Origin of the sequence: Amycolatopsis sp. NPDC048633, from assembly GCF_040650695.1 — a bacterium.
GTDB lineage: Bacteria > Actinomycetota > Actinomycetes > Mycobacteriales > Pseudonocardiaceae > Amycolatopsis.
Genome location: NZ_JBEZHS010000001.1, coordinates 1183483 through 1201338, shown reverse-complemented (window position 1 = coordinate 1201338; position 17856 = coordinate 1183483). Strand labels below are relative to the sequence as shown.

Sequence of the window (17856 nt, the reverse complement as noted above, 5' to 3'; positions counted from 1 at the left end):
CCTGAGGAGGAGTGTTGACTGCCGAGGCCCTGCCCGCCGAGCTACGGCGCGCGATCGTGCAGATCGCCCGTACTCCGCGTCTGCTGGTCGCTTGCGACTACGACGGCACGCTGGCACCCATCACGCTCAACCCGGATGAGGCGCGCCCGCTGCCGGAGTCCGTCGGGGCCCTCAGATCGCTCGCCGGTCTGCACGAGACCACCACGGCGGTCATCTCCGGCCGCGCCCTGCGTGACCTCGCGACGCTCTCGCGGCTGCCCGCCGAGGTGAACCTCGTGGGCAGCCACGGCTCGGAGTTCGACATCGGCTTCATCCACGCCCTCGACGAGAAGGCGCGGGAGCTGCACCGGCGGCTGGAGTCCGAGCTCGAACAACTCGTGCTGGACGTCCCGGGCGTGTCCCTGGAGGTCAAGCCGGCGAGCATCGCGGTGCACGTGCGCCGCGCCGAGCACGAGGCCGGCCGTCGCGTGCTGGCGGCTGTCCACTCCGGACCGTCCACATGGGAGGGTGTGTCGACCACCGACGGCAAGGAGGTGGTCGAGCTCGCGGTCGTCCAGACGGACAAGGGACGCGCGCTCGACATCCTGCGCCACCAGGTCGGCGCCACCGCGGCGATCTTCCTCGGCGACGACGTCACCGACGAGAAGGCCTTCGCCCGCCTCTCCGGCCCGGACCTGGGCATCAAGGTCGGCGACGGCGAGACGCTCGCCGGGTTCCACGTGCCGGACACCGTCGACGTCGCGCTCGTCCTCGGCTTCCTGCTGGAAGAGCGGCGCAACTGGCTCTACGGCGAGTCGGCGCCGCCCATCGAGCGGCTGTCGATGCTGGCCAACGAGCGCTCGGTCGCGCTGCTGACGCCGGACGCCAAACTGACCTGGCTCTGCCACCCCGGGCCGGACGCGCCCGCGGTGTTCGCGGACCTGCTCGGCGGCGAAGGGGCCGGCCACTTCTCCATCAAGCCGCACCGCAACGGCCTCCCGCTCGGCCAGCGCTACCTGCCGAACACGATGACGGTCGAGACGCGCTGGTCGCGCCTGCTCGTCACCGACTACCTCGAGCCGGAGAGCCCGCAGCACCGGACGGACCTGGTCCGCGTCATCTCCGGCGAAGCGGTGGCGAGCGTCAAGTTCGCGCCGCGACCCGAGTTCGGCGGCGTGCCGGTGAAGCTGGAGATCACCGAGGGCGGCCTGCGGGTGCTCGGCACGTCGGAGCCGTTCGTGCTCTACTCGCCGGGCGTCGAGTGGACCCTCACCTCCGACGGCCTGCACGACACCGCGACGGCGCTGGTCCAGCCGACGCCGACCCAGCCGGTGGTGCTGGAGCTGCGCTGCGGCACCACGGACTTGGGCGACCACGAACTGTCCGAAGTGGAACGTCGGGACCGCGCGGGCCGCTACTGGAGCGAGTGGACGTCCAAGCTGCAGCTGCCGCAGGTCCAGACCGACCTCGTGCTGCGTTCGGCGCTGACCCTGCGCGGCCTGGTCAACACCGACACCGGCGGCGTGCTCGCCGCGGCGACGTCGTCGCTGCCGGAGGAGATCGGCGGCGTCCGCAACTGGGACTACCGCTACTGCTGGATCCGCGACGCCGCGATGACCGTCCGGGAGCTCGCGCACCTGGGCTCCCTCGATGAGGCCGAGGGCTACCTCAAGTGGCTGCACGGCGTGCTCGCGACGCTGGCCGGCCCCGAGCGGCTCCACCCGCTGTACACCCTGGCCGGTGGCGTCATCGGCGCCGAAGCCGTGATCGAGTCGCTGCCCGGCTATGCCGGTTCCCGCCCGGTCCGCGTCGGCAACCTGGCGAACCACCAGGTCCAGCTGGACGTCTTCGGCCCGGTCGTCGAGCTGGTCGGCACGCTCGCCGCCGCGCGCGGCGACCTGCGTGACGAGGACTGGCAGATGGTCCGCGCGATGGCGGAAGCTGTCACGCGGCGCTGGAGCGAGCCGGACCACGGGATCTGGGAGGAGCGGCACGTGCCGCGCCACCGGGTCTACTCCCGCGTCATGTGCTGGGTGACGATCGACCGCGCGGTCAAGCTCGGCGCCCAGTACGGCCGGGACGTGCCCAGCCAGTGGCCCACCCTGCGCGACGAGATCAAGGACGACGTCCTCGAGCACGGCTGGAACGACGAGGTCCAGGCCTTCACCACGGCCTACGACGGCACGGACCTCGACGCGGCGTCGCTGTTCGTCGGGCTCACCGGCCTGATCGACCCGGCTGACGAGCGCTTCCAGCAGACGGTGACCGCGATCGAGGCGGAGCTGCGCAGTGGGTCCACTGTGTACCGTTACCGCCGCGACGACGGCCTGCCCGGCGGTGAGGGCGGCTTCCACATCTGCGCGGCGTGGCTGATCGAGGCGTACCTGCTCACCGGGCGGCGCACCGAGGCGCAGGAGCTGTTCGACCAGATCGTCGCGGCGGCCGGCCCGACGGGGCTGCTGCCCGAGCAGTACGACCCCATCGCCGAACGGTCCCTCGGCAATCATCCGCAGGCTTATTCGCACATCGGGCTGATCCGGTGCGCCAACTTGCTGGCGGCCAGTTAGCCCTTTCGGTCCGAACTGCCGTCGAGGCCACCGTGCGGGCGCCGGACGCCCGTAAGGTGGCCTTGACGGCATTCGGAGGTGGTGGATGCAGGGGACGTTCGGTCAGGTCGAGTTCGTGCCACTGCCACCCCGGTTCGCCGAGCGGGTGCGCTGGGGCTCGGTCGTCGTCGGCTGCTCGATGATCACCGGCATGATCCTGCTGTTCGGGCTCACGACGTTCCTGCAGGGCATCGTCCACGGCCACGCCTTCCCGGACGCGCTGGTCGGCAAGGCCGCGACGGTGCTGCCGCCGCTGGGCGTGCTCGCGATCGCGGTGCTGGTGCTTTCGTCCCGCCGGTGCCTGCGCGGCGACTACCTGGTGGTCGCGATCGCCGCGTCGGCCCGCAACGCGCTCGTGTTCACGTACGTGCTGACGCTCGTGCTGATTCTCGGTTCGTTCGCGGTGCCGATCGTGTTCCGGGTGTGGCGCGACACGTCGGAGTTCCAGGCGCCGGACCTGCTCACGACGTTCTCGACGCTCGCCTTCGCCACCATGGGTTTCCTGGCGGGGATGTTCTACGTGCGGCCGTCGATGCAGACACTCCGGAAGTTCAGCGATCACCCGATTTGGTGAGCTGTAGCCGCTCTTGACCCACGGTGTGTCCATAGTGGACACCGCAGCTCGGTTCTCCGACGCGCATCCCACGTGCACAGATTTCTTTGCATAATTTCCTTTGCACGGCTACGGTGGTGCCATGACCAGCGCTCCACCACCGGAAGAGCTCGACCCGGACGCCCTCAAGGCCGTCACGCACCCGCTGCGCCGCCGGATACTCGGCGTGTTGTCGGCGGGGCCGGCGACAGCCACGAAGCTCGCCCAAGCCCTGGGCGGGAACAGCGGCGCGACCAGCTACCACCTGCGGGAGCTGGCGCGGTTCGGGTTCGTCGAGGAGGTCCCGGAGCTCGCGCGGGGCAAGGAACGGTGGTGGCGGACGCGGCCGCGGGACATCCGCTGGCCGCGCCGCAGTGAGCAGAGCGCCGAATCCCGGGTGCTGTTCGACGACATGCAGCGGCAGGGATTCGAGGACGACCTCGAAAAGCTCAGCCGGTTCGCGGAAAAGCGCGACGAGCTGCCCGGCGACTGGCCGGACGCGCTGCTCTACGCACGCGGCGGCACCTGGCTCACCGCCGAGGAGCTGCTCGCGTTCTGGAACGACTACATGGAGCTGTTCCGCCGGTACTGGCGAGCCGAGGACGACCGGTCACCGGAAGCGCGGCGCGTGCTCGTGCGCCTGCTCGCGTTCCCGGAACCAGGGGAATGACATGACAGGGGATCTCACATGCGAAGAGGGGCTTTACTGGCCGGGGTGATCCTGGCGGTCACGGCGCTCGCGCCACCGGCGTCAGCGGCCGAGTTGACCAACAACGACGTGACGTTCCAGAACGGCGGGGTGACCTTGCACGGCACGGTCGTCACACCACCCGGCGGGTCGAAACTGCCGGGCCTGGTCCTGGTCGACGGGTCGGGGGAACACACCCGGAACGACCACCGCGTCGAAGCGGAAGCCTTTGCGCGGCAAGGCATCGCGACCCTCATCTACGACAAGCGCACCGAAGGCTATTCGCTGTTCTCGCGCTCCTATTCGACCCTGGCCGACGATGCACTCGCCGCGGTCGAGGTGTTGCGGAAACGGCCGGAGGTCGATCCGGCGCGGGTCGGCGTCTGGGGGTTGAGCGAAGGGGGCTGGGTCGCCCCACTGGCGGCTTCCCGTTCTGCCGACGTCGCTTTCGTGGTGACGCTGGGGGCGAACGGCGTCGAGCCCGCGCAACAGCAGGCGTGGGCGATCGAGAACCAGTTGCGACGCTTGGGAATGGACGGGTCGATGGTACGGATGGCGTCGTCGACGATGATGCGACAGCTGGTCGACGGCGGCGCGTTCCCGGAAGCGCACTACGACCCGGTGCAGGTGCTGAAAAGCCTGCGTCAGCCGGTACTCGGGCTGTGGGGCGCGGAGGATGTCCTGACACCGCCAGGTGAAGCCGTGCAGATCTTCCGGGATTCGTTGGCGCACTACACGTTGCGGGTCTTCCCGGACGCGCAGCACCAGCTGCGCCGGACCACTGACGGCTACGACAAGCTGCCCGGTTACGCGCCGGGCTACTTGGAACTGGTGGGCGCGTGGGTGCACGACCCGCCCGCTCAGTCGAGCGCCGACGCGACGCCGGCGCAGGACCGGCAGAGCACCGCGTTGGCCCCGCTCGCCTGGTACGAGTCGACTTGGCTACAGCTGGCCGTGTTGCTGTTCCTGGTGCTGGCGTTCGCTTTCTACCCGCTGTTCCGGCGAGGACCGTCGGCTGCCTCGGCTCGTTGGCTGACGGCGACCGGACTCCTTGCGGTGCTGGGCTTCCTGGTCGTGGACGTGCTGATCCAGACGACCATGGGCAAGGGGCTGGGCCCGGTGGTCGCGGGGCGTCCGCTGGCGTGGCTGGCGTTGCAGCTGCTGTCGCTGGGCGCGGTGGCCGCCGCCATCGGCACGGCGGTGGCGTGGCGGCGGCACCGCACCCCGCGGCTCGCGGTAGCGCTGGCGGGCGGCGTGGTGTTCGTCCCCTGGGCGGTCTATTGGGGACTGCTGGCGATCTAGGCGGAGTAGCCCTTCGGCGGGATCAGCGTCGCGAGCTGGTCGAAGCTGAGCCAGTAGAGCTGGTTCCCGCCGAAGTTCGCCGGGTCGGCGATCTTGACGGTCCGGTCGGAGCTGTCGTACCCGATCACGGTGAAGTAGTGGTAGATCGTGTAGTTCGGGTAGCCCGGCGGGTGGTTGTTCGCGGGGGCGACGATGTTGGCGACGATCGCGTAGCCGTTGTTGATGTCGAGGACGATGTCGTTCCAGAGCAGGTCGCGCTGGGCTTGGGTCGGCGGGTCGTTCGGCATCTCCTTGGTCTCGTACCAGGAGGTGCCGAGATCGCCGTTGAGGACGCCGGTGACCTGGCCGATCCAGTCGGTGCCGTTGGTGGTCGTGCCGAGCTGGGACGCGAGAGTGCCCTGGCTCGGCAGGTTCCCGGTGCGCGCGGACATGGCGATCCGCGTGGCGGCCGGGCCGCACCAGTAGCCGGTCTCCTGCACTTGGTACTGGACGTTGAGCACGGCCTCGGTGGTGGCTTCGGCGACTGCGGGCAGCGCGACGAGCCCCATGGCGGCCACGAGCGTGACGAATCCCAGCCGGAATCTGCGCATGACGATCCTTCCCCAGTTGTGACGTCGGTTGGCCAACGCCTCACCGAGGCATGATCCCGGCGGAATCAGACCTCGTCTCTAACCCCACCCCGGATGGATCACGCCGAAGGTAGGTTCGCCCGTGAACGCTCGGGATCGCTGCGGGCAACAGGGGGCATGCAGGTGATCCACGAGGGATCCGAGATCTGGGGGCACGACCGCCCTGACCTGGGCGGAGCCGAGCCCGGGCCGGCGTTCGGCCGGCTCTTCGACGCCCACGCGGCGGCGTTGCGCCGGTACCTCGCCCGGCGGGTCGGCGCCGAACCGGCGAACGACCTCGTCGCCGAGACTTTCCTCGTCGCGCTCAGGCGGCGCGAGAGCTACCGGCCGGAGCTGGGCACCGCGCGGTCGTGGCTCTACGGCATCGCCACCAACCTGCTGCGCCACCACGTGCGGTCCGAGATGCGCGGGCTGCAGGCCACCGCGCGGCTGGCGCGCGCCGGCGAAAACAGCCACGCCGGGCACGACGGCCGCGTCGCCGAACAGGTCGACGCCCAGGTTCGCGCCGCGCAGCTCGCCGGGGCGCTGGCCAAGCTCAGCCCCGCCGACCGCGACACGCTGCTGCTCGTGTCGTGGGCCGGGCTGGAACCGGCCGAGGTCGCGGAAGCGCTCGGCATCCCGCCGGGTACCGTCCGGTCCCGGCTGCACCGGATCAGACGCTGGCTCAGGACGAACGCCCCGGCTCAGGAGGAGGTGCAGGACCTTGCGTGAAGACAACGTCCGGAAGATCTGGTCCGACGCCGAACTCGACGCGGCGCTCTCGGACCTCCACGACGACGTCGACTCCGGCGACGGGCTGGCCTTCGCCCGCGCGTCCCTGATGGCCGCGGCCGGCACGTCGGAAGCGCCGCCCGAGCCACGCCGGTCCGGGACCTGGCGGTGGATCGCGGTCGCCGCGGCGGTCGTCACGCTGGTGGGCGGGCTCGCGATCGTCACCTCCCTGCGGACGCCGCCTTCGGAGCCGGCCCAGCCGGCCGCGGCGCTCCAGGACCTCGACCGCGCCCTCGCGCCCGGCGAGTTCCACTACGCGCAGAAGCTCCAATGGCTGCCGGAAAGCCTCGAGGGGCAGTCAGCCGAAATCCAGCAGAAGGTCGAGCTGTGGATCCCGGCCGACCCCACCGGCGTCTGGCACCGGCGCACGAGGTGGACCGGCGCCGTGAACGGGTTCTCACCCGGCGAGCAGAAGAGCGTCCAGGTGAACCTGGCGCCGTTCGACGAGTACGGCCAGGGCGGCCGGTTCCCCGGCCCCCCGAACTTGGGCGGGCAACAGGAGCCGACCTGGAACACGCCGTTCCAGAACTGGCTGACCCCGGACGCCGCCTTCATCGCCTCGCTCACCCCCGACCGGGGAAAGCTGGCCAAGCGCCTGAACTTCGACACCATCAGCATCCACGACAGCGGGAAGGTGCACAGCCCCACGTCAGCGCTCGGCATGGTGCGGTCCGTGCTGGAGACGGGCCTGGTCCGCAAGGACGTCCGGTTCGCGCTGCGCGACGCGTTCGGCGAGATCTCCGGCGCGTACGTGGTGCCGGGGCAAACCAGGGACGGCCGCGCCGCCACGGTCCTCGGCACGAAGGACACCGGCCAGCGGCTCTTCCTCGACCCGGCGACGGCACAGCTGCTGTCCTGGGACGGCCTGATCCCGCCCACACCGGTGACCACCAGTCGCAGCGACGCCGTGCCGTTGAGCATGTCCCAGGTCATTCCCCCACCGAGCGGCACCACGGGGCCGCCGGAAACGACGACGACCACGCCTCAGAACCGGGCCGAGCCGCGGCTGCCCCAGCCCCTGGAGACGACGTACTCGTTCGCGATCACCCGGACCTCGGAGTGATCAGCGCGCGTGACTCGCGGCGTTCAACGCGTCAGCGACGTTCGCCACCTCCAGCACCCGGATCCCCGCCGGCGGCTTCCCGGAGTCGGGCGGCACCAGCGCGTGCGTGAAGCCGAGCCGGGCCGCCTCCGCCAGGCGGCGGCCCACGCTCGGCACCCGTCGGATCTCTCCGGCCAGCCCCACTTCGCCCACCGAGACCAGCCGGGGCGACAAAGCGACGTCACCGAAGGAAGACGTCAACGCCAGGACCAGCGCCAGGTCGATCCCCGGCTCGGTGATCTTCATGCCGCCGACCGTCGCCGTGTAGACGTCCTTGTCGCCGAGCTTCAGGCCGCCGCGCTTCTCCAGCACGGCCAGCACCATCGCCACCCGCGCCGAGTCGAGCCCGCTGACCGCGCGGCGCGGCTGGGGCGCCGACGTCGACGACACCAGCGCCTGGACCTCGCCCAGGAGCGGCCGCTTGCCCTCCATCGACACCGTGATCGCCGTGCCCGGCACCGGCTCCGCCGTCTGGCTGATGAACAGGCCCGACGGGTCCGGCACCCCGACGATGCCTTCTTCCACCAGCTCGAAGCAGCCGATCTCGTCGGCCGCGCCGAAGCGGTTCTTGATGCCGCGCAGCATCCGCAGCGTCGAGTGCTTGTCGCCCTCGAACTGGAGCACCACGTCCACCAGGTGCTCCAGCACGCGCGGGCCGGCCACCGAACCGTCCTTGGTGACGTGCCCCACCAGCACCACCGGCAGCCCGCGCTCCTTGGCCAGCGCGACCAGCCCGGACGTCACCGCGCGGACCTGCGTCACCCCGCCCGGTGAGCCGTCCACCAGCGGCGACGCCATCGTCTGCACCGAGTCGACGATCAGCACGCCCGGCTTCACGTCGTCGACGTGCCCGAGGATGGCCGAAAGGTCGCTCTCGGCGGCCAGGTACATGCGGTCGTGGACGTTGCCCGTCCGCTCCGCGCGCAACCGGACCTGGCCCGCGGACTCCTCGCCCGTGACGTACAGGGACCGGTCGACCGTTTTCGCCCACTGGTAAGCGACTTCGAGCAGCAGGGTCGACTTGCCGACGCCCGGTTCACCCGCGAGCAGCACCACCGCGCCCGGCACCAGGCCGCCGCCCAGCACGCGGTCCAGCTCGGAAACACCGGAGCGCACGGCGCGGGCGGTTTCGACGTCGACTTCGCCGATCGGCCGCGCGGGCGCGCTCGGCGCCCCCGCCGCGACGCGCTGGATCGCTGCCTTGGCCGGAGCCCCGCGTTCCTCCAGCGAGCCCCATTCCTGGCACTCCGGACACCGGCCCAGCCACTTCGCCGCTTCGTACCCGCAGCTTCCGCAGCGGTAGGTGGTCCCTTTCTTCACCCCGCGAGGCTATCGGCGACCACCGACAAAATCGGGGACCTACTCCTTGACGTGCGCCGGCGCCGCGACGGGCAGCTCGACGGTGACCGGTCCGGCGTTCTTGAAGACGAAGGTGACCTTGATGGTCTGACCCGGCCAGAGCGGCTGCTTCAGCGCGGGCAGCGTCACGGTGCCCTTGCCGACGGTCGCGGGGGCCGCGGTCGGCGTCGCGCTGGCGGAGGGGGCCTCCGACGACGAAGACGAAGTCGCGGTGCCCGTGGCGCTGGTACCGGTGGAGCTGGTGCCGGTCGGGGCCTCCGACGACGAGGTCGGCGCGCCCGAAGACGTGGGCTGCGCCTCATTGGTGGACTCGACCGCGTCGTCCGGGCCGATCACCAGTGAGTGCCCGGCGATGATGTCCTTCGAGCCACCGACGGTCGCCTGGGTGCCGTCCCCGGTCGTCACCGAGACGAGCGTGTCGTCCTGGGCGCCCTGGTTCACGATCGTCAGCGTCAGCGCCGGGGTCGCGCCGGCCGGGTACCCCGGGCCGGACGTCGGGTACTGCACCGCGACGTCGCGCATGACGATGGTCTTGACCTGGGCATACGTACCGTTGACCGCGGGCTGCTGCGAGTCGGTCTGGGTGATCTGGCCGGCCCCGCACCCGGCGAGCGCGAGCGCGGCACCGAGCGCCAGCACGCCCGCGCCGAGCACGCGACGATTCTGCAGCCTCACGTCGCAGTCCTTCCCTTTTCACGGCCTCGTCCCCGCGAAGACTAGCCGGGCGCGATCACCCGCACCGAACCGGTCCGCGTTGCGCCCAAGATCAACCGTCCAAAAAGGATTTCCCTTTGCCTGGCGGAACCCGTCGCGGTCACCTGCATGAGCATGGGGGTCGGACGTTTGTCAACCCCCGCTCAGGCCGCTGACCTGCGAGGACGAGTCCGGCCCGCTAGGTGGGCACTGGCGGACCGTGATAGGATGGAGTCAGCGAAAGGGGCAGAGGACACATGGTTTTCAAGGTCGGAGAGACCGTCGTCTACCCGCACCACGGTGCCGCACTCATCGAAGCCATCGAGACCCGCGTGATCAAAGGCGAGGAAAAGAAGTACCTCGTCCTCAAGGTCGCGCAAGGGGATCTCACGGTTCGCGTGCCCGCTGACAACGCCGAGATCGTAGGCGTGCGAGACGTCGTCGGGCAAGAAGGACTGGACAAGGTTTTCGACGTTCTGCGTGCTCCGCACACCGAGGAACCAACGAACTGGTCTCGTCGGTACAAGGCCAACCTCGAGAAACTCGCCTCCGGCGATGTGAACAAGGTGGCCGAAGTGGTGCGCGACCTCTGGCGGCGAGAGAAGGACCGCGGGCTTTCGGCGGGCGAGAAGCGCATGCTCGCCAAGGCGCGGCAAATTCTGGTCAGCGAGCTCGCGCTCGCGGAGGGCACCGACGAGGACAAGGCTGAAGTCCTCCTCGACGAAGTTCTGGAAACCGCGACGGTCTAGCCCAAGGCGTCCTGCCCGACGGGCGGGTGGGTGCCTCTACGATCGCGAACCGATGAACGTCGTCGTGATCGTGACCGTCGCACATCATGCCTCCGACGGAGAGCTCGCTCTCACGCCGGTCCATGGTGAGGCGCTACTCACGCACACCGTGCGGGGGCTGCTGGAAGTACCGGAGATCGATCTGGTGCTCGTAGCGGCCCCCCAGCGGTGTGCGCAGTCGTTTTCGGAGGTCCTCAGCGGCCTTCCCTGCCGGGTCGTGCCCGGCTCGCTCCGGGAGGCCTTCGCCGCCGTCGAGCCCGATCTTCCCCGTGACTCAGTTGTACTCCTCCATGACGTTCTGCGAGCCTTCATTCCTGCGGCCACCGTGCGTGACGTCATCGCGGCGGTCGGTGACGCCGAGATCGTCGTCCCGGTGCTGCCGATGGCGGACACGGTGAAGGTGACCGACGCCTCGTTCATCACCGGGACCGAGGACCGGTCGCGGCTGCGCACGGTCCAGACGCCGATCGGCTACACGCTCGAGGCCTTCCGGTCGGCCGAACCGTGGGACGTCACCGGCGCGGCGACGGTGCCCGGGCACCCGGACGCGATGCGCGTCACGACCGATTTCGAACTGTCCCTGGCCGAGGCGATCGCGGCGGCACCGAAGAACGAGGAGACGCTGTGAGGATCGGCAACGGGGTCGACGTCCACCCGGTCGAAGCGGGCCGCGAGTGCTGGATGGCCGGCCTGCTCTGGCCGGGCGTCGACGGTTGCGCGGGCCACTCGGACGGAGACGTGGCGGCGCACGCGCTCTGCGACGCACTGCTGTCGGCGGCGGGCCTGGGCGACCTCGGCGCGGTGTTCGGCACGGGCGACCCCCGCATGGACGGCGCGCACGGGGCGGACATGCTCGCGGAGGTCCGCGAGCTGATCTCGGCGGCTGGCTGGCGGGTGGGGAACGCGTCGGTCCAGATCGTGGGGAATGCACCGCGGGTGGGGAAGCGGCGCGAAGAGGCGCAGAAGGTGTTGTCGGAGGCGGTGGGCGGCCCGGTGAGCGTGTCGGGGACGACGTCGGACGGCTTGGGCCTGACGGGCCGCGGCGAGGGCATCGCGGCCTTCGCGACAGCCCTGCTGCTGGCGGCGGAATAGCCCCGCGCCGGCTTTCGGACGCGCTGTTGACAGCCTGCCAGCGCCCCAATGTGGCCTTGGTTGCGTCTCACGCACCCAATGTGGCCTTCGGGACCCGGCCACCGGAGCGGCGGAATAGCCCCGCGCCGGTGCGAGTTCGGCGTGATATGGCCCTCACCCTCTCGGACGATGTCCGCGCGCTGATCGACGGGAAGAACTTCGCCACCGTCGCCACCCTCGATCCCGATGGTGGCCCGCAGACCTCCGTCGTCTGGGTCGGCCTCGACGACGGCGATCTCGTCTTCAGCGCGACCGAGGACCGCCGGAAGGTCCGCAACCTGCGCCGCGACCCGCGCGTGAGCGTCTCGATCGTCGATGCCGCGAACCCGTACCGGCACACCCAGCTCCGCGGCCGCGTCACCATCGAGCCCGACCCGGGCAAGACCCTCCCGAAGACGCTCAGCCACAAGTACCTCGCCCAGGACCCGCCACCCGAGGGCCCCGAGACCGAGCGCGTCGTCGTCCGGCTGCACGTCGGGAAGGTCGCCGGGAACGTCAAATAAGGTCTGAACCATGACGTTCAACGAGGCCACCAAGGCCCTCCTCGACGGCCGCAACTACCCGGTCGTCGCCACCACCAACGCCGACGGCTCGCCGCAGAGCTCCGTCGTCTGGGCGCGCCGCGACGGTGACACCGTGGTCTTCGTGACCGTCCAGGGCCGGCGCAAGGAACGCAACATCCGCCGTGACCCGCGGGTGTCGCTCTCCGTCTTCGACCTGGCCGACCCGGAGAACTACGTCGAGATCCGCGGCCGCGCCGAGGTCACCGTCGAAGGCGGCCCCGAGCTGAACGACGAGCTGGCCCGCAAGTACACCGGCACCGTCTTCCCGCCCGAGCCGCCGGAGGTCGTGCGCGTGCTCGTCCGCGTTGTTCCCGAACACATCACAGGGCATTCGGCCTGACGATCCCGTTAGGCTGAAAGCCATGACGATCAGGGCGGTGTTGTTCGACTACTCCGGCACGCTCTTCCGGCTCGAGCAGGACGAAACCTGGCTCACGGAACTCACCGACCACGAGGGCACGCCGCTCGACATCGAGGCGCAGGCCGAGCTGATGCGCCGGATGACCGCGCCGGTCGGGCAGGTCGTCGAGCTGGACGCCGAGCACGTGCACGCCTGGAACCACCGCGACCGCGACCCCGGCCTGCACCGGAAGGTCTACCTCGAGGTGCTCAAGAAGTCCGGCGTCCCGCACGCCGACCAGGCCGAAGCCCTCTACGACCGGCTCATCGATCCCAGCCAGTGGACGCCGTACCCGGACACCGAAGCCGCGCTGAAGGCCGCCGCCGAGCGGGGGCTCAAGGTGGGCGTGCTGAGCAACATCGCCTTCGACATCCGGCCGGCCTTCACCGCGCGCGGGTGGGACGCCTACGTGGACGAGTTCGTGCTGTCCTTCGAGGTCGGCGCCATCAAGCCGGAGCTGGAGATCTTCCGCAAGGCCGTGCAGGCGCTCGGCGTCCCGGCCACCGAGACGCTGATGGTCGGCGACAGCGAGGAGGCCGACGGCGGCGCCCGCGCGCTCGGCTGCGAGTTCGCGCTGGTCGACCCGCTGCCGACCGCCGAACGGCCGGACGCCCTGCTCACGGCGTTGCGCGGGTTCGGCGTCGGCTGAGACCCCGGCTTGGGGCCTGCGACGTCGCTCACGCCCACCCCGTACCCTTTCAGGGTGGCCCTACACCTTTTCGACACAGCGACCCGGAGCGTGCGGGAGTTCCACCCCGTCCGTAGCGGAACGGCGTCGATCTACGTGTGTGGTGCCACCGTGCAGGGCGTTCCGCACATCGGGCACGTCCGCGGCGTCCTGAACTACGACGTCCTGCGCCGCTGGCTCGTCCACAGTGGACTGGACGTGCTGCTGGTCCGCAACGTCACGGACATCGACGACAAGATCCTGACCAAGGCCGAGGAAGCCGGCCGGCCCTGGTGGGAGTGGGGCGCGACGCACGAGCGCGCCTTCGAGACCGCGTACGAGCAGCTGGGCTGCCTCGCGCCGTCGGTCAACCCGCGCGCGACCGGGCACGTCACCCAGATGGTCGAGCTGATGGAACGCCTCATCGAGAGCGGCCACGGCTACGTCGCGGACGGCGACGTCTACTTCTCGGTCAAGTCGTTCGACGACTACGGCAGGCTGTCCGGCCAGGTCCTCGACGACGTCCAGCAGGGCGAGACGCCGACCCGCGGCAAGCGCGACCCGCGCGACTTCACCATGTGGAAGAGCGCTAAGCCGGGCGAGCCGTCGTGGCCGACGCCGTGGGGCGAGGGCCGGCCGGGCTGGCACCTGGAGTGCTCGGCGATGGCGACGTCGTACCTCGGCGCGGAGTTCGACATCCACGGCGGCGGCATCGACCTGGTCTTCCCGCACCACGAGAACGAGCGCGCCCAGTCGAACGCGGCGGGCGACGCCTTCGCGCGGTTCTGGCTGCACAACGCCTGGGTGACCATGTCGGGCGAGAAGATGTCGAAGTCGCTCGGCAACACCGTCTCGATCCCGTCGATGCTGGAGCGCTACCGGGCGCCGGAGCTGCGCTACTACCTGGTGCAGCCGCACTACCGCTCGACCATCGAGTACTCCGACGGCGCGCTGTCCGAGGCCGCCCAGGGCTACCGGCGGATCGAGACGTTCCTGCGTCGCGCCGCGCAATCCGGCGAGGTCACGCTGGGCACGATCCCGGCCGCGTTCGCCGCCGCGATGGACGACGACCTGGCCACCCCGCAGGCGTTCGCCGTGGTCCACACCACGGTGCGGGACGGTAACGCCGCGCTCGACGCGGGCGACACCTCCAAGGCACTCGAATTCGCCGCGGCCGTCCGCGCGATGACCGATGTGCTGGGCCTCGACCCGCTGTCCGCGCGCTGGTCGGAGGCGGGCGGTTCCGACTCGCCCACCAAGGACGCGTTGTCCCGGATCGTCGAAGGGCTGCTGGCCGAGCGTCAGCAGGCCCGCGCCGAAAAGGACTTCGCCCGCGCGGACGCCGCCCGTGACCGCCTCCAGCAGGCGGGCATCGTGGTGGAGGACACCCCCAACGGTCCACAGTGGACAGTCAAGTCCGACTGAGCCGTTCTCTACGCAAGGAAACTTTCACCATGGCAGGCAACTCGCGGCGCCAGGGCGCGATCCGCAAGACGGGCACCAAGAAGGGCGCCGTCGTCGGCTCGGGCGGTCAACGCCGCAAGGCCCTCGAAGGCAAGGGGCCGACCCCGAAGGCGGAGGACCGTCCCGGGCACAAGGCGTACCGCTCGAACAACGCCGCGACCAAGCGCGACCAGGCGCGGCAGAAGAAGGCCGACAAGCCGGAGCTGATCGCGGGGCGCAACCCGGTGGTCGAGGCGCTGCGCGCCGGCGTCCCGGCGACCGCGCTGTACGTCGCGATCAACATCGAGATCGACGACCGCGTGAACGACGCCGTCCGGCTGGCCGGCGACAAGGGCATCTCGATCCTGGAGATCCCGCGCGAGGAGCTGGACCGCAAGACGAACCGGGCCGTGCACCAGGGCCTGGGCCTGCAGGTCCCGCCGTTCGAGTACGCCCACCCGGACGACCTGATGGCGGCGGCCCGCAACTCGGGCGAGGTGCCCCTGTTCGTCGCGCTCGACGGTGTCACCGACCCGCGGAACCTGGGCGCGGTGATCCGCTCGGCGGCCGCGTTCGGCGCCCACGGCGTGCTGCTGCCGGAGCGGCGCAGCGCGGGCATGACGGCGGTGGCGTGGCGCACGAGCGCGGGCACGGCGGCGAAGCTGCCGATCGCGGTGGCGACCAACCTGACGCGCCAGCTCAAGGCGTGGGCGAACGACGGCCTGATGCTGGTGGGCCTGGACGCCGACGGTTCGGTGGAGATCGACGAGCTCGAGCTGGCGGCGGACCCGCTGGTGATCGTGCTGGGCTCGGAGGGCCGCGGCCTGTCGCGCCTGGTCCGCGAGACGTGCGACGCGACGGTGTCGATCCCGATGGCGGCGGGCGTGGAATCGCTCAACGCGTCGGTGGCGGCGGGGGTCCTGCTGGCCGAGGTGGCGCGCCGCCGCCGTCTCGCCGGTCGGGTCTGACGCGACCACCCACTCGGGTTAAGGTCACCGTCGGATAAAACCGAGGGGACCCGATGTCGTTCGTTTCGCCACTGTTCCTGTGGTACTTCATGCCGGCGGTGCTCGTCGCCGTGCTGGTGTGCCCGCGGAGCTGGCGGAACGGCATCGTCGCGACCGGCAGCCTGCTGTTCTACACGATCGGCGCCGGGCCGTTCGTGTTCCTGCTGCTCGGCTGCATGGTCGTCAACTTCCTGGCCGGCCCGCTGCTGGCGCCGAGCCCGTGGGACGTCGGCGGCGTCCGGCGGCGCCGGATCCTCATCGCCGTCGTGGCGCTCGACGTCACGGTGCTGGTGATCTGGAAGTACGCCGGGTTCGCGACGCAGCAGATCGCGGCCGTCGCGCACTGGTTCGGCGGCAGCGTGCCGGTCGCGAGCCTGGTGGTGCCGATCGGCATCTCCTTCTACACGTTCCACCACATTTCGTACGTGGTCGACATCTACCGCGGCGAGCGGCAGGCGCTGCGGAACCCGGTGTCGTTCGCCGCGTACATCGCGATGTTCCCGCAGCTGGTGGCCGGCCCGATCGTGCGGTACCGCGAGATCGCCGACCAGCTGCCGCAGCTGCGGTCGCACCGGCTCGACGACATCGCGGCCGGCTTCCCCCGGTTCGCGCTCGGGCTGTGCAAGAAGACGATCATCGCCGACTCGCTGAGCCCCTTGGTCGAGGCGTGCTTCAAGGTGCCCCCGGACCAGATGACGTTCGCGACGGCGTGGCTCGGCGCGATCGGCTACACGCTCCAGCTGTTCTTCGACTTCTCGGGTTATTCGGACATGGCGATCGGCCTCGGCCGCATGCTGGGCTTCAGGTTGCCGGAGAACTTCGCGCGGCCGTACTCGTCGGTGACGATCACAGAGTTCTGGCGCCGCTGGCACATGAGCCTGTCCCGCTGGTTCCGCGACTACGTGTACATCCCCCTGGGTGGCAACCGGAACGGCGCGGGGCACACGTACCGCAACCTGTGCATCGTGTTCGTGCTGACGGGCTTCTGGCACGGCGCGCAGTGGACGTTCCTGGTGTGGGGCTGCTACCACGGAGCGCTCCTGGTGATCGAGCGCCGCTTCAGCCTCGACCTCGACCCGGCGTCCCGCTGGCCCCGCCTGGCCCGCCGAGCGCTGACGATGCTCCTGGTGGTGTTCGGCTGGGTGTTCTTCCGCTCGGCGGACCTGGGCCACGCGCTGTCGATGATCGGCCACATGCTGATCCCCGACTTCGACGGCCTGGGCGCAGGCGTCGAGGAGGCGTTCACGAACCAGCGGCTGGTGTTGCTCCTGGCGGCACTGGCGGTGTTCCTGCTCCCCGCCCACCCGGTGACGGGGCCGCTGCTGGAGTCGTCCCGAAGCAAGCCGGCAACGGCGCTGCGCATCGGCGTGATGACGGTGGGGCTGGTGTACGCGGCGATCCTGATCGCGACGGGGACGTTCAGCCCCTTCTTGTACTACCAGTTCTAAGCGACCAGACGCAGCCAGGCTTCCGCGAGCGCCCCGTGTCCGGCCGGAGTGGGATGGATGCCGTCATCAGACCAATGTTCCGGGTCCTCACTCAGCACCAACGAGGCGAACATCCGGTCCGCCGCAAGAAGATGCGCACCGTACTCACCCGCCAGTTCCCGAACCGCCTGGATCTTCGCGTCCAAATCACTACGCCATTCCTCACGCACCGCCTCGTCGATAACGACGACCCGCTCCCCGTCGACACCGTGGAGCACACGCTCGACAACGCCCTTGACCGGCAAGAGGAACGGCTCGACGAGGATCAGCTCCGTCCCCCGCGACGCGAGCGGAGCGAGCAGCCGGTCGTAACACGCCGCGAACTCCTCGACCGGAACCACCCGGCCGCGAGGGTCCAACGTGTGCCACCCCATGTCGTTGGCGCCGACGAGGATCGACACCACGTCCGGGTGCGCGTCGAGCACGTCCGCCTGCCACCGGGCCTCGAGGTCCAGCACCTTGTCGCCGGCGTGGCCGGTGTTCAGCCAGGTCACCGCGCACTCGGGGTGCCGGAAGCACCACTCGCCCGCGACCAGCAGCGGGTAGCCGCACCGGTCCTCGCCCGGGGGCCGCCAGAGGTCGGTGATCGAGTCGCCGGTGAACATCACGGTGCTTCCGGGCTTCAGCTTGATCGTCATGTGCCCAGCGT

Annotated in this window: 19 protein-coding genes; 15 read left to right on the top strand and 4 right to left on the bottom strand. The window is 70.3% G+C overall.

Going from position 1 to position 17856, the window contains the following annotated elements; all coding sequences use genetic code 11:
* The first annotated feature begins 11 nt into the window (after positions 1 to 11).
* The 4 genes from otsB to AB0C38_RS06040 all read left to right on the top strand — a co-directional run bounded on the left by otsB (position 12) and on the right by AB0C38_RS06040 (position 5167).
* Positions 12 to 2546 carry a trehalose-phosphatase gene (gene otsB / locus AB0C38_RS06055; protein WP_360667137.1) on the top strand — a complete coding sequence of 845 codons (2535 nt, stop codon included), beginning with the start codon at positions 12 to 14 and terminating at the stop codon, positions 2544 to 2546.
* A gap of 85 nt (positions 2547 to 2631) precedes the next feature.
* Positions 2632 to 3159, top strand: a complete 528-nt coding sequence (locus tag AB0C38_RS06050; RefSeq protein WP_360667134.1) for a hypothetical protein — start codon at positions 2632 to 2634, stop codon at positions 3157 to 3159.
* A 121-nt stretch (positions 3160 to 3280) separates the two neighbouring features.
* A complete protein-coding gene (locus AB0C38_RS06045; protein WP_360667131.1) occupies positions 3281 to 3847 on the top strand; it encodes a helix-turn-helix domain-containing protein in 567 nt (188 codons plus the stop codon).
* A gap of 18 nt (positions 3848 to 3865) precedes the next feature.
* The gene (locus AB0C38_RS06040; RefSeq protein WP_360667128.1) at positions 3866 to 5167 is read left to right on the top strand and encodes an alpha/beta hydrolase; all 1302 of its coding nucleotides are present in this window, start codon (positions 3866 to 3868) and stop codon (positions 5165 to 5167) included.
* Here the strand turns inward: AB0C38_RS06040 and AB0C38_RS06035 are convergent.
* Positions 5164 to 5757 carry a C39 family peptidase gene (locus tag AB0C38_RS06035; protein WP_360667125.1) on the bottom strand — a complete coding sequence of 198 codons (594 nt, stop codon included), beginning with the start codon at positions 5755 to 5757 and terminating at the stop codon, positions 5164 to 5166. The two genes, AB0C38_RS06040 and AB0C38_RS06035, sit on opposite strands and share 4 nt — an antisense overlap.
* Before the next feature lie 156 nt (positions 5758 to 5913).
* Between AB0C38_RS06035 and AB0C38_RS06030 the strand changes: the two genes are divergently transcribed.
* Positions 5914 to 6507: a sigma-70 family RNA polymerase sigma factor gene (locus AB0C38_RS06030; protein ID WP_360667122.1), complete on the top strand. Its 594-nt coding sequence runs from the start codon at positions 5914 to 5916 to the stop codon at positions 6505 to 6507.
* On the top strand, positions 6500 to 7630 hold the full coding sequence (locus AB0C38_RS06025) for a hypothetical protein (protein ID WP_360667118.1): 1131 nt from the start codon (positions 6500 to 6502) through the stop codon (positions 7628 to 7630). The genes AB0C38_RS06030 and AB0C38_RS06025 overlap by 8 nt, the downstream gene beginning before the upstream one ends.
* On the opposite strand, the gene radA is transcribed toward AB0C38_RS06025, so the two are convergent.
* A complete protein-coding gene (radA, locus tag AB0C38_RS06020; RefSeq protein ID WP_360667115.1) occupies positions 7631 to 8989 on the bottom strand; it encodes a DNA repair protein RadA in 1359 nt (452 codons plus the stop codon).
* A 39-nt stretch (positions 8990 to 9028) separates the two neighbouring features.
* On the bottom strand, positions 9029 to 9703 hold the full coding sequence (locus AB0C38_RS06015; RefSeq protein ID WP_360667113.1) for a hypothetical protein: 675 nt from the start codon (positions 9701 to 9703) through the stop codon (positions 9029 to 9031).
* A 275-nt stretch (positions 9704 to 9978) separates the two neighbouring features.
* On the opposite strand from AB0C38_RS06015, the gene AB0C38_RS06010 reads away from it, so the two are divergent.
* The 9 genes from AB0C38_RS06010 to AB0C38_RS05970 all read left to right on the top strand — a co-directional run bounded on the left by AB0C38_RS06010 (position 9979) and on the right by AB0C38_RS05970 (position 17168).
* Positions 9979 to 10470 carry a CarD family transcriptional regulator gene (locus tag AB0C38_RS06010; protein WP_004559016.1) on the top strand — a complete coding sequence of 164 codons (492 nt, stop codon included), beginning with the start codon at positions 9979 to 9981 and terminating at the stop codon, positions 10468 to 10470.
* 52 nt (positions 10471 to 10522) lie between these two features.
* Positions 10523 to 11137, top strand: coding sequence for a 2-C-methyl-D-erythritol 4-phosphate cytidylyltransferase (locus AB0C38_RS06005; RefSeq protein WP_360667110.1), 615 nt, complete (start codon positions 10523 to 10525; stop codon positions 11135 to 11137).
* A complete protein-coding gene (gene ispF, locus AB0C38_RS06000; RefSeq protein WP_360667107.1) occupies positions 11134 to 11601 on the top strand; it encodes a 2-C-methyl-D-erythritol 2,4-cyclodiphosphate synthase in 468 nt (155 codons plus the stop codon). Before AB0C38_RS06005 ends, ispF begins: the two co-directional genes overlap by 4 nt.
* Before the next feature lie 146 nt (positions 11602 to 11747).
* On the top strand, positions 11748 to 12143 hold the full coding sequence (locus AB0C38_RS05995) for a PPOX class F420-dependent oxidoreductase (RefSeq protein WP_360667104.1): 396 nt from the start codon (positions 11748 to 11750) through the stop codon (positions 12141 to 12143).
* A 10-nt stretch (positions 12144 to 12153) separates the two neighbouring features.
* Positions 12154 to 12543 (top strand): PPOX class F420-dependent oxidoreductase, encoded by a 390-nt coding sequence (locus AB0C38_RS05990; RefSeq protein ID WP_360667101.1) that lies wholly within the window; start codon positions 12154 to 12156, stop codon positions 12541 to 12543.
* 22 nt (positions 12544 to 12565) lie between these two features.
* On the top strand, positions 12566 to 13252 hold the full coding sequence (locus AB0C38_RS05985) for an HAD family hydrolase (protein ID WP_360667098.1): 687 nt from the start codon (positions 12566 to 12568) through the stop codon (positions 13250 to 13252).
* A gap of 54 nt (positions 13253 to 13306) precedes the next feature.
* Positions 13307 to 14695, top strand: coding sequence for a cysteine--tRNA ligase (gene cysS, locus AB0C38_RS05980; RefSeq protein ID WP_360667095.1), 1389 nt, complete (start codon positions 13307 to 13309; stop codon positions 14693 to 14695).
* A 29-nt stretch (positions 14696 to 14724) separates the two neighbouring features.
* On the top strand, positions 14725 to 15681 hold the full coding sequence (rlmB, locus tag AB0C38_RS05975) for a 23S rRNA (guanosine(2251)-2'-O)-methyltransferase RlmB (RefSeq protein ID WP_360667092.1): 957 nt from the start codon (positions 14725 to 14727) through the stop codon (positions 15679 to 15681).
* Positions 15682 to 15734: 53 nt separating this feature from the next.
* Positions 15735 to 17168 carry an MBOAT family protein gene (locus AB0C38_RS05970; RefSeq protein ID WP_360667089.1) on the top strand — a complete coding sequence of 478 codons (1434 nt, stop codon included), beginning with the start codon at positions 15735 to 15737 and terminating at the stop codon, positions 17166 to 17168.
* On the opposite strand, the gene AB0C38_RS05965 is transcribed toward AB0C38_RS05970, so the two are convergent.
* Positions 17165 to 17812 carry an SGNH/GDSL hydrolase family protein gene (locus tag AB0C38_RS05965; RefSeq protein ID WP_360667087.1) on the bottom strand — a complete coding sequence of 216 codons (648 nt, stop codon included), beginning with the start codon at positions 17810 to 17812 and terminating at the stop codon, positions 17165 to 17167. The genes AB0C38_RS05970 and AB0C38_RS05965 overlap by 4 nt on opposite strands.
* Positions 17813 to 17856 lie beyond the last annotated feature (44 nt).

What these genes read in the sequence shown, in the direction of transcription:
- AB0C38_RS06050 (WP_360667134.1), top strand. Translation starts at nt 2,632, where the DNA reads ATGCAGGGGACGTTCGGTCAGGTCGAGTTCGTGCCACTGCCACCCCGG.
- AB0C38_RS06045 (WP_360667131.1), top strand. Translation starts at nt 3,281, where the DNA reads ATGACCAGCGCTCCACCACCGGAAGAGCTCGACCCGGACGCCCTCAAG.
- AB0C38_RS06040 (WP_360667128.1), top strand. Translation starts at nt 3,866, where the DNA reads ATGCGAAGAGGGGCTTTACTGGCCGGGGTGATCCTGGCGGTCACGGCG.
- AB0C38_RS06035 (WP_360667125.1), bottom strand. Translation starts at nt 5,757, where the DNA reads ATGCGCAGATTCCGGCTGGGATTCGTCACGCTCGTGGCCGCCATGGGG.
- AB0C38_RS06030 (WP_360667122.1), top strand. Translation starts at nt 5,914, where the DNA reads ATGCAGGTGATCCACGAGGGATCCGAGATCTGGGGGCACGACCGCCCT.
- AB0C38_RS06010 (WP_004559016.1), top strand. Translation starts at nt 9,979, where the DNA reads ATGGTTTTCAAGGTCGGAGAGACCGTCGTCTACCCGCACCACGGTGCC.
- AB0C38_RS06005 (WP_360667110.1), top strand. Translation starts at nt 10,523, where the DNA reads ATGAACGTCGTCGTGATCGTGACCGTCGCACATCATGCCTCCGACGGA.
- AB0C38_RS05995 (WP_360667104.1), top strand. Translation starts at nt 11,748, where the DNA reads ATGGCCCTCACCCTCTCGGACGATGTCCGCGCGCTGATCGACGGGAAG.
- AB0C38_RS05990 (WP_360667101.1), top strand. Translation starts at nt 12,154, where the DNA reads ATGACGTTCAACGAGGCCACCAAGGCCCTCCTCGACGGCCGCAACTAC.
- AB0C38_RS05985 (WP_360667098.1), top strand. Translation starts at nt 12,566, where the DNA reads ATGACGATCAGGGCGGTGTTGTTCGACTACTCCGGCACGCTCTTCCGG.
- rlmB (WP_360667092.1), top strand. Translation starts at nt 14,725, where the DNA reads ATGGCAGGCAACTCGCGGCGCCAGGGCGCGATCCGCAAGACGGGCACC.
- AB0C38_RS05970 (WP_360667089.1), top strand. Translation starts at nt 15,735, where the DNA reads ATGTCGTTCGTTTCGCCACTGTTCCTGTGGTACTTCATGCCGGCGGTG.
- AB0C38_RS05965 (WP_360667087.1), bottom strand. Translation starts at nt 17,812, where the DNA reads ATGTTCACCGGCGACTCGATCACCGACCTCTGGCGGCCCCCGGGCGAG.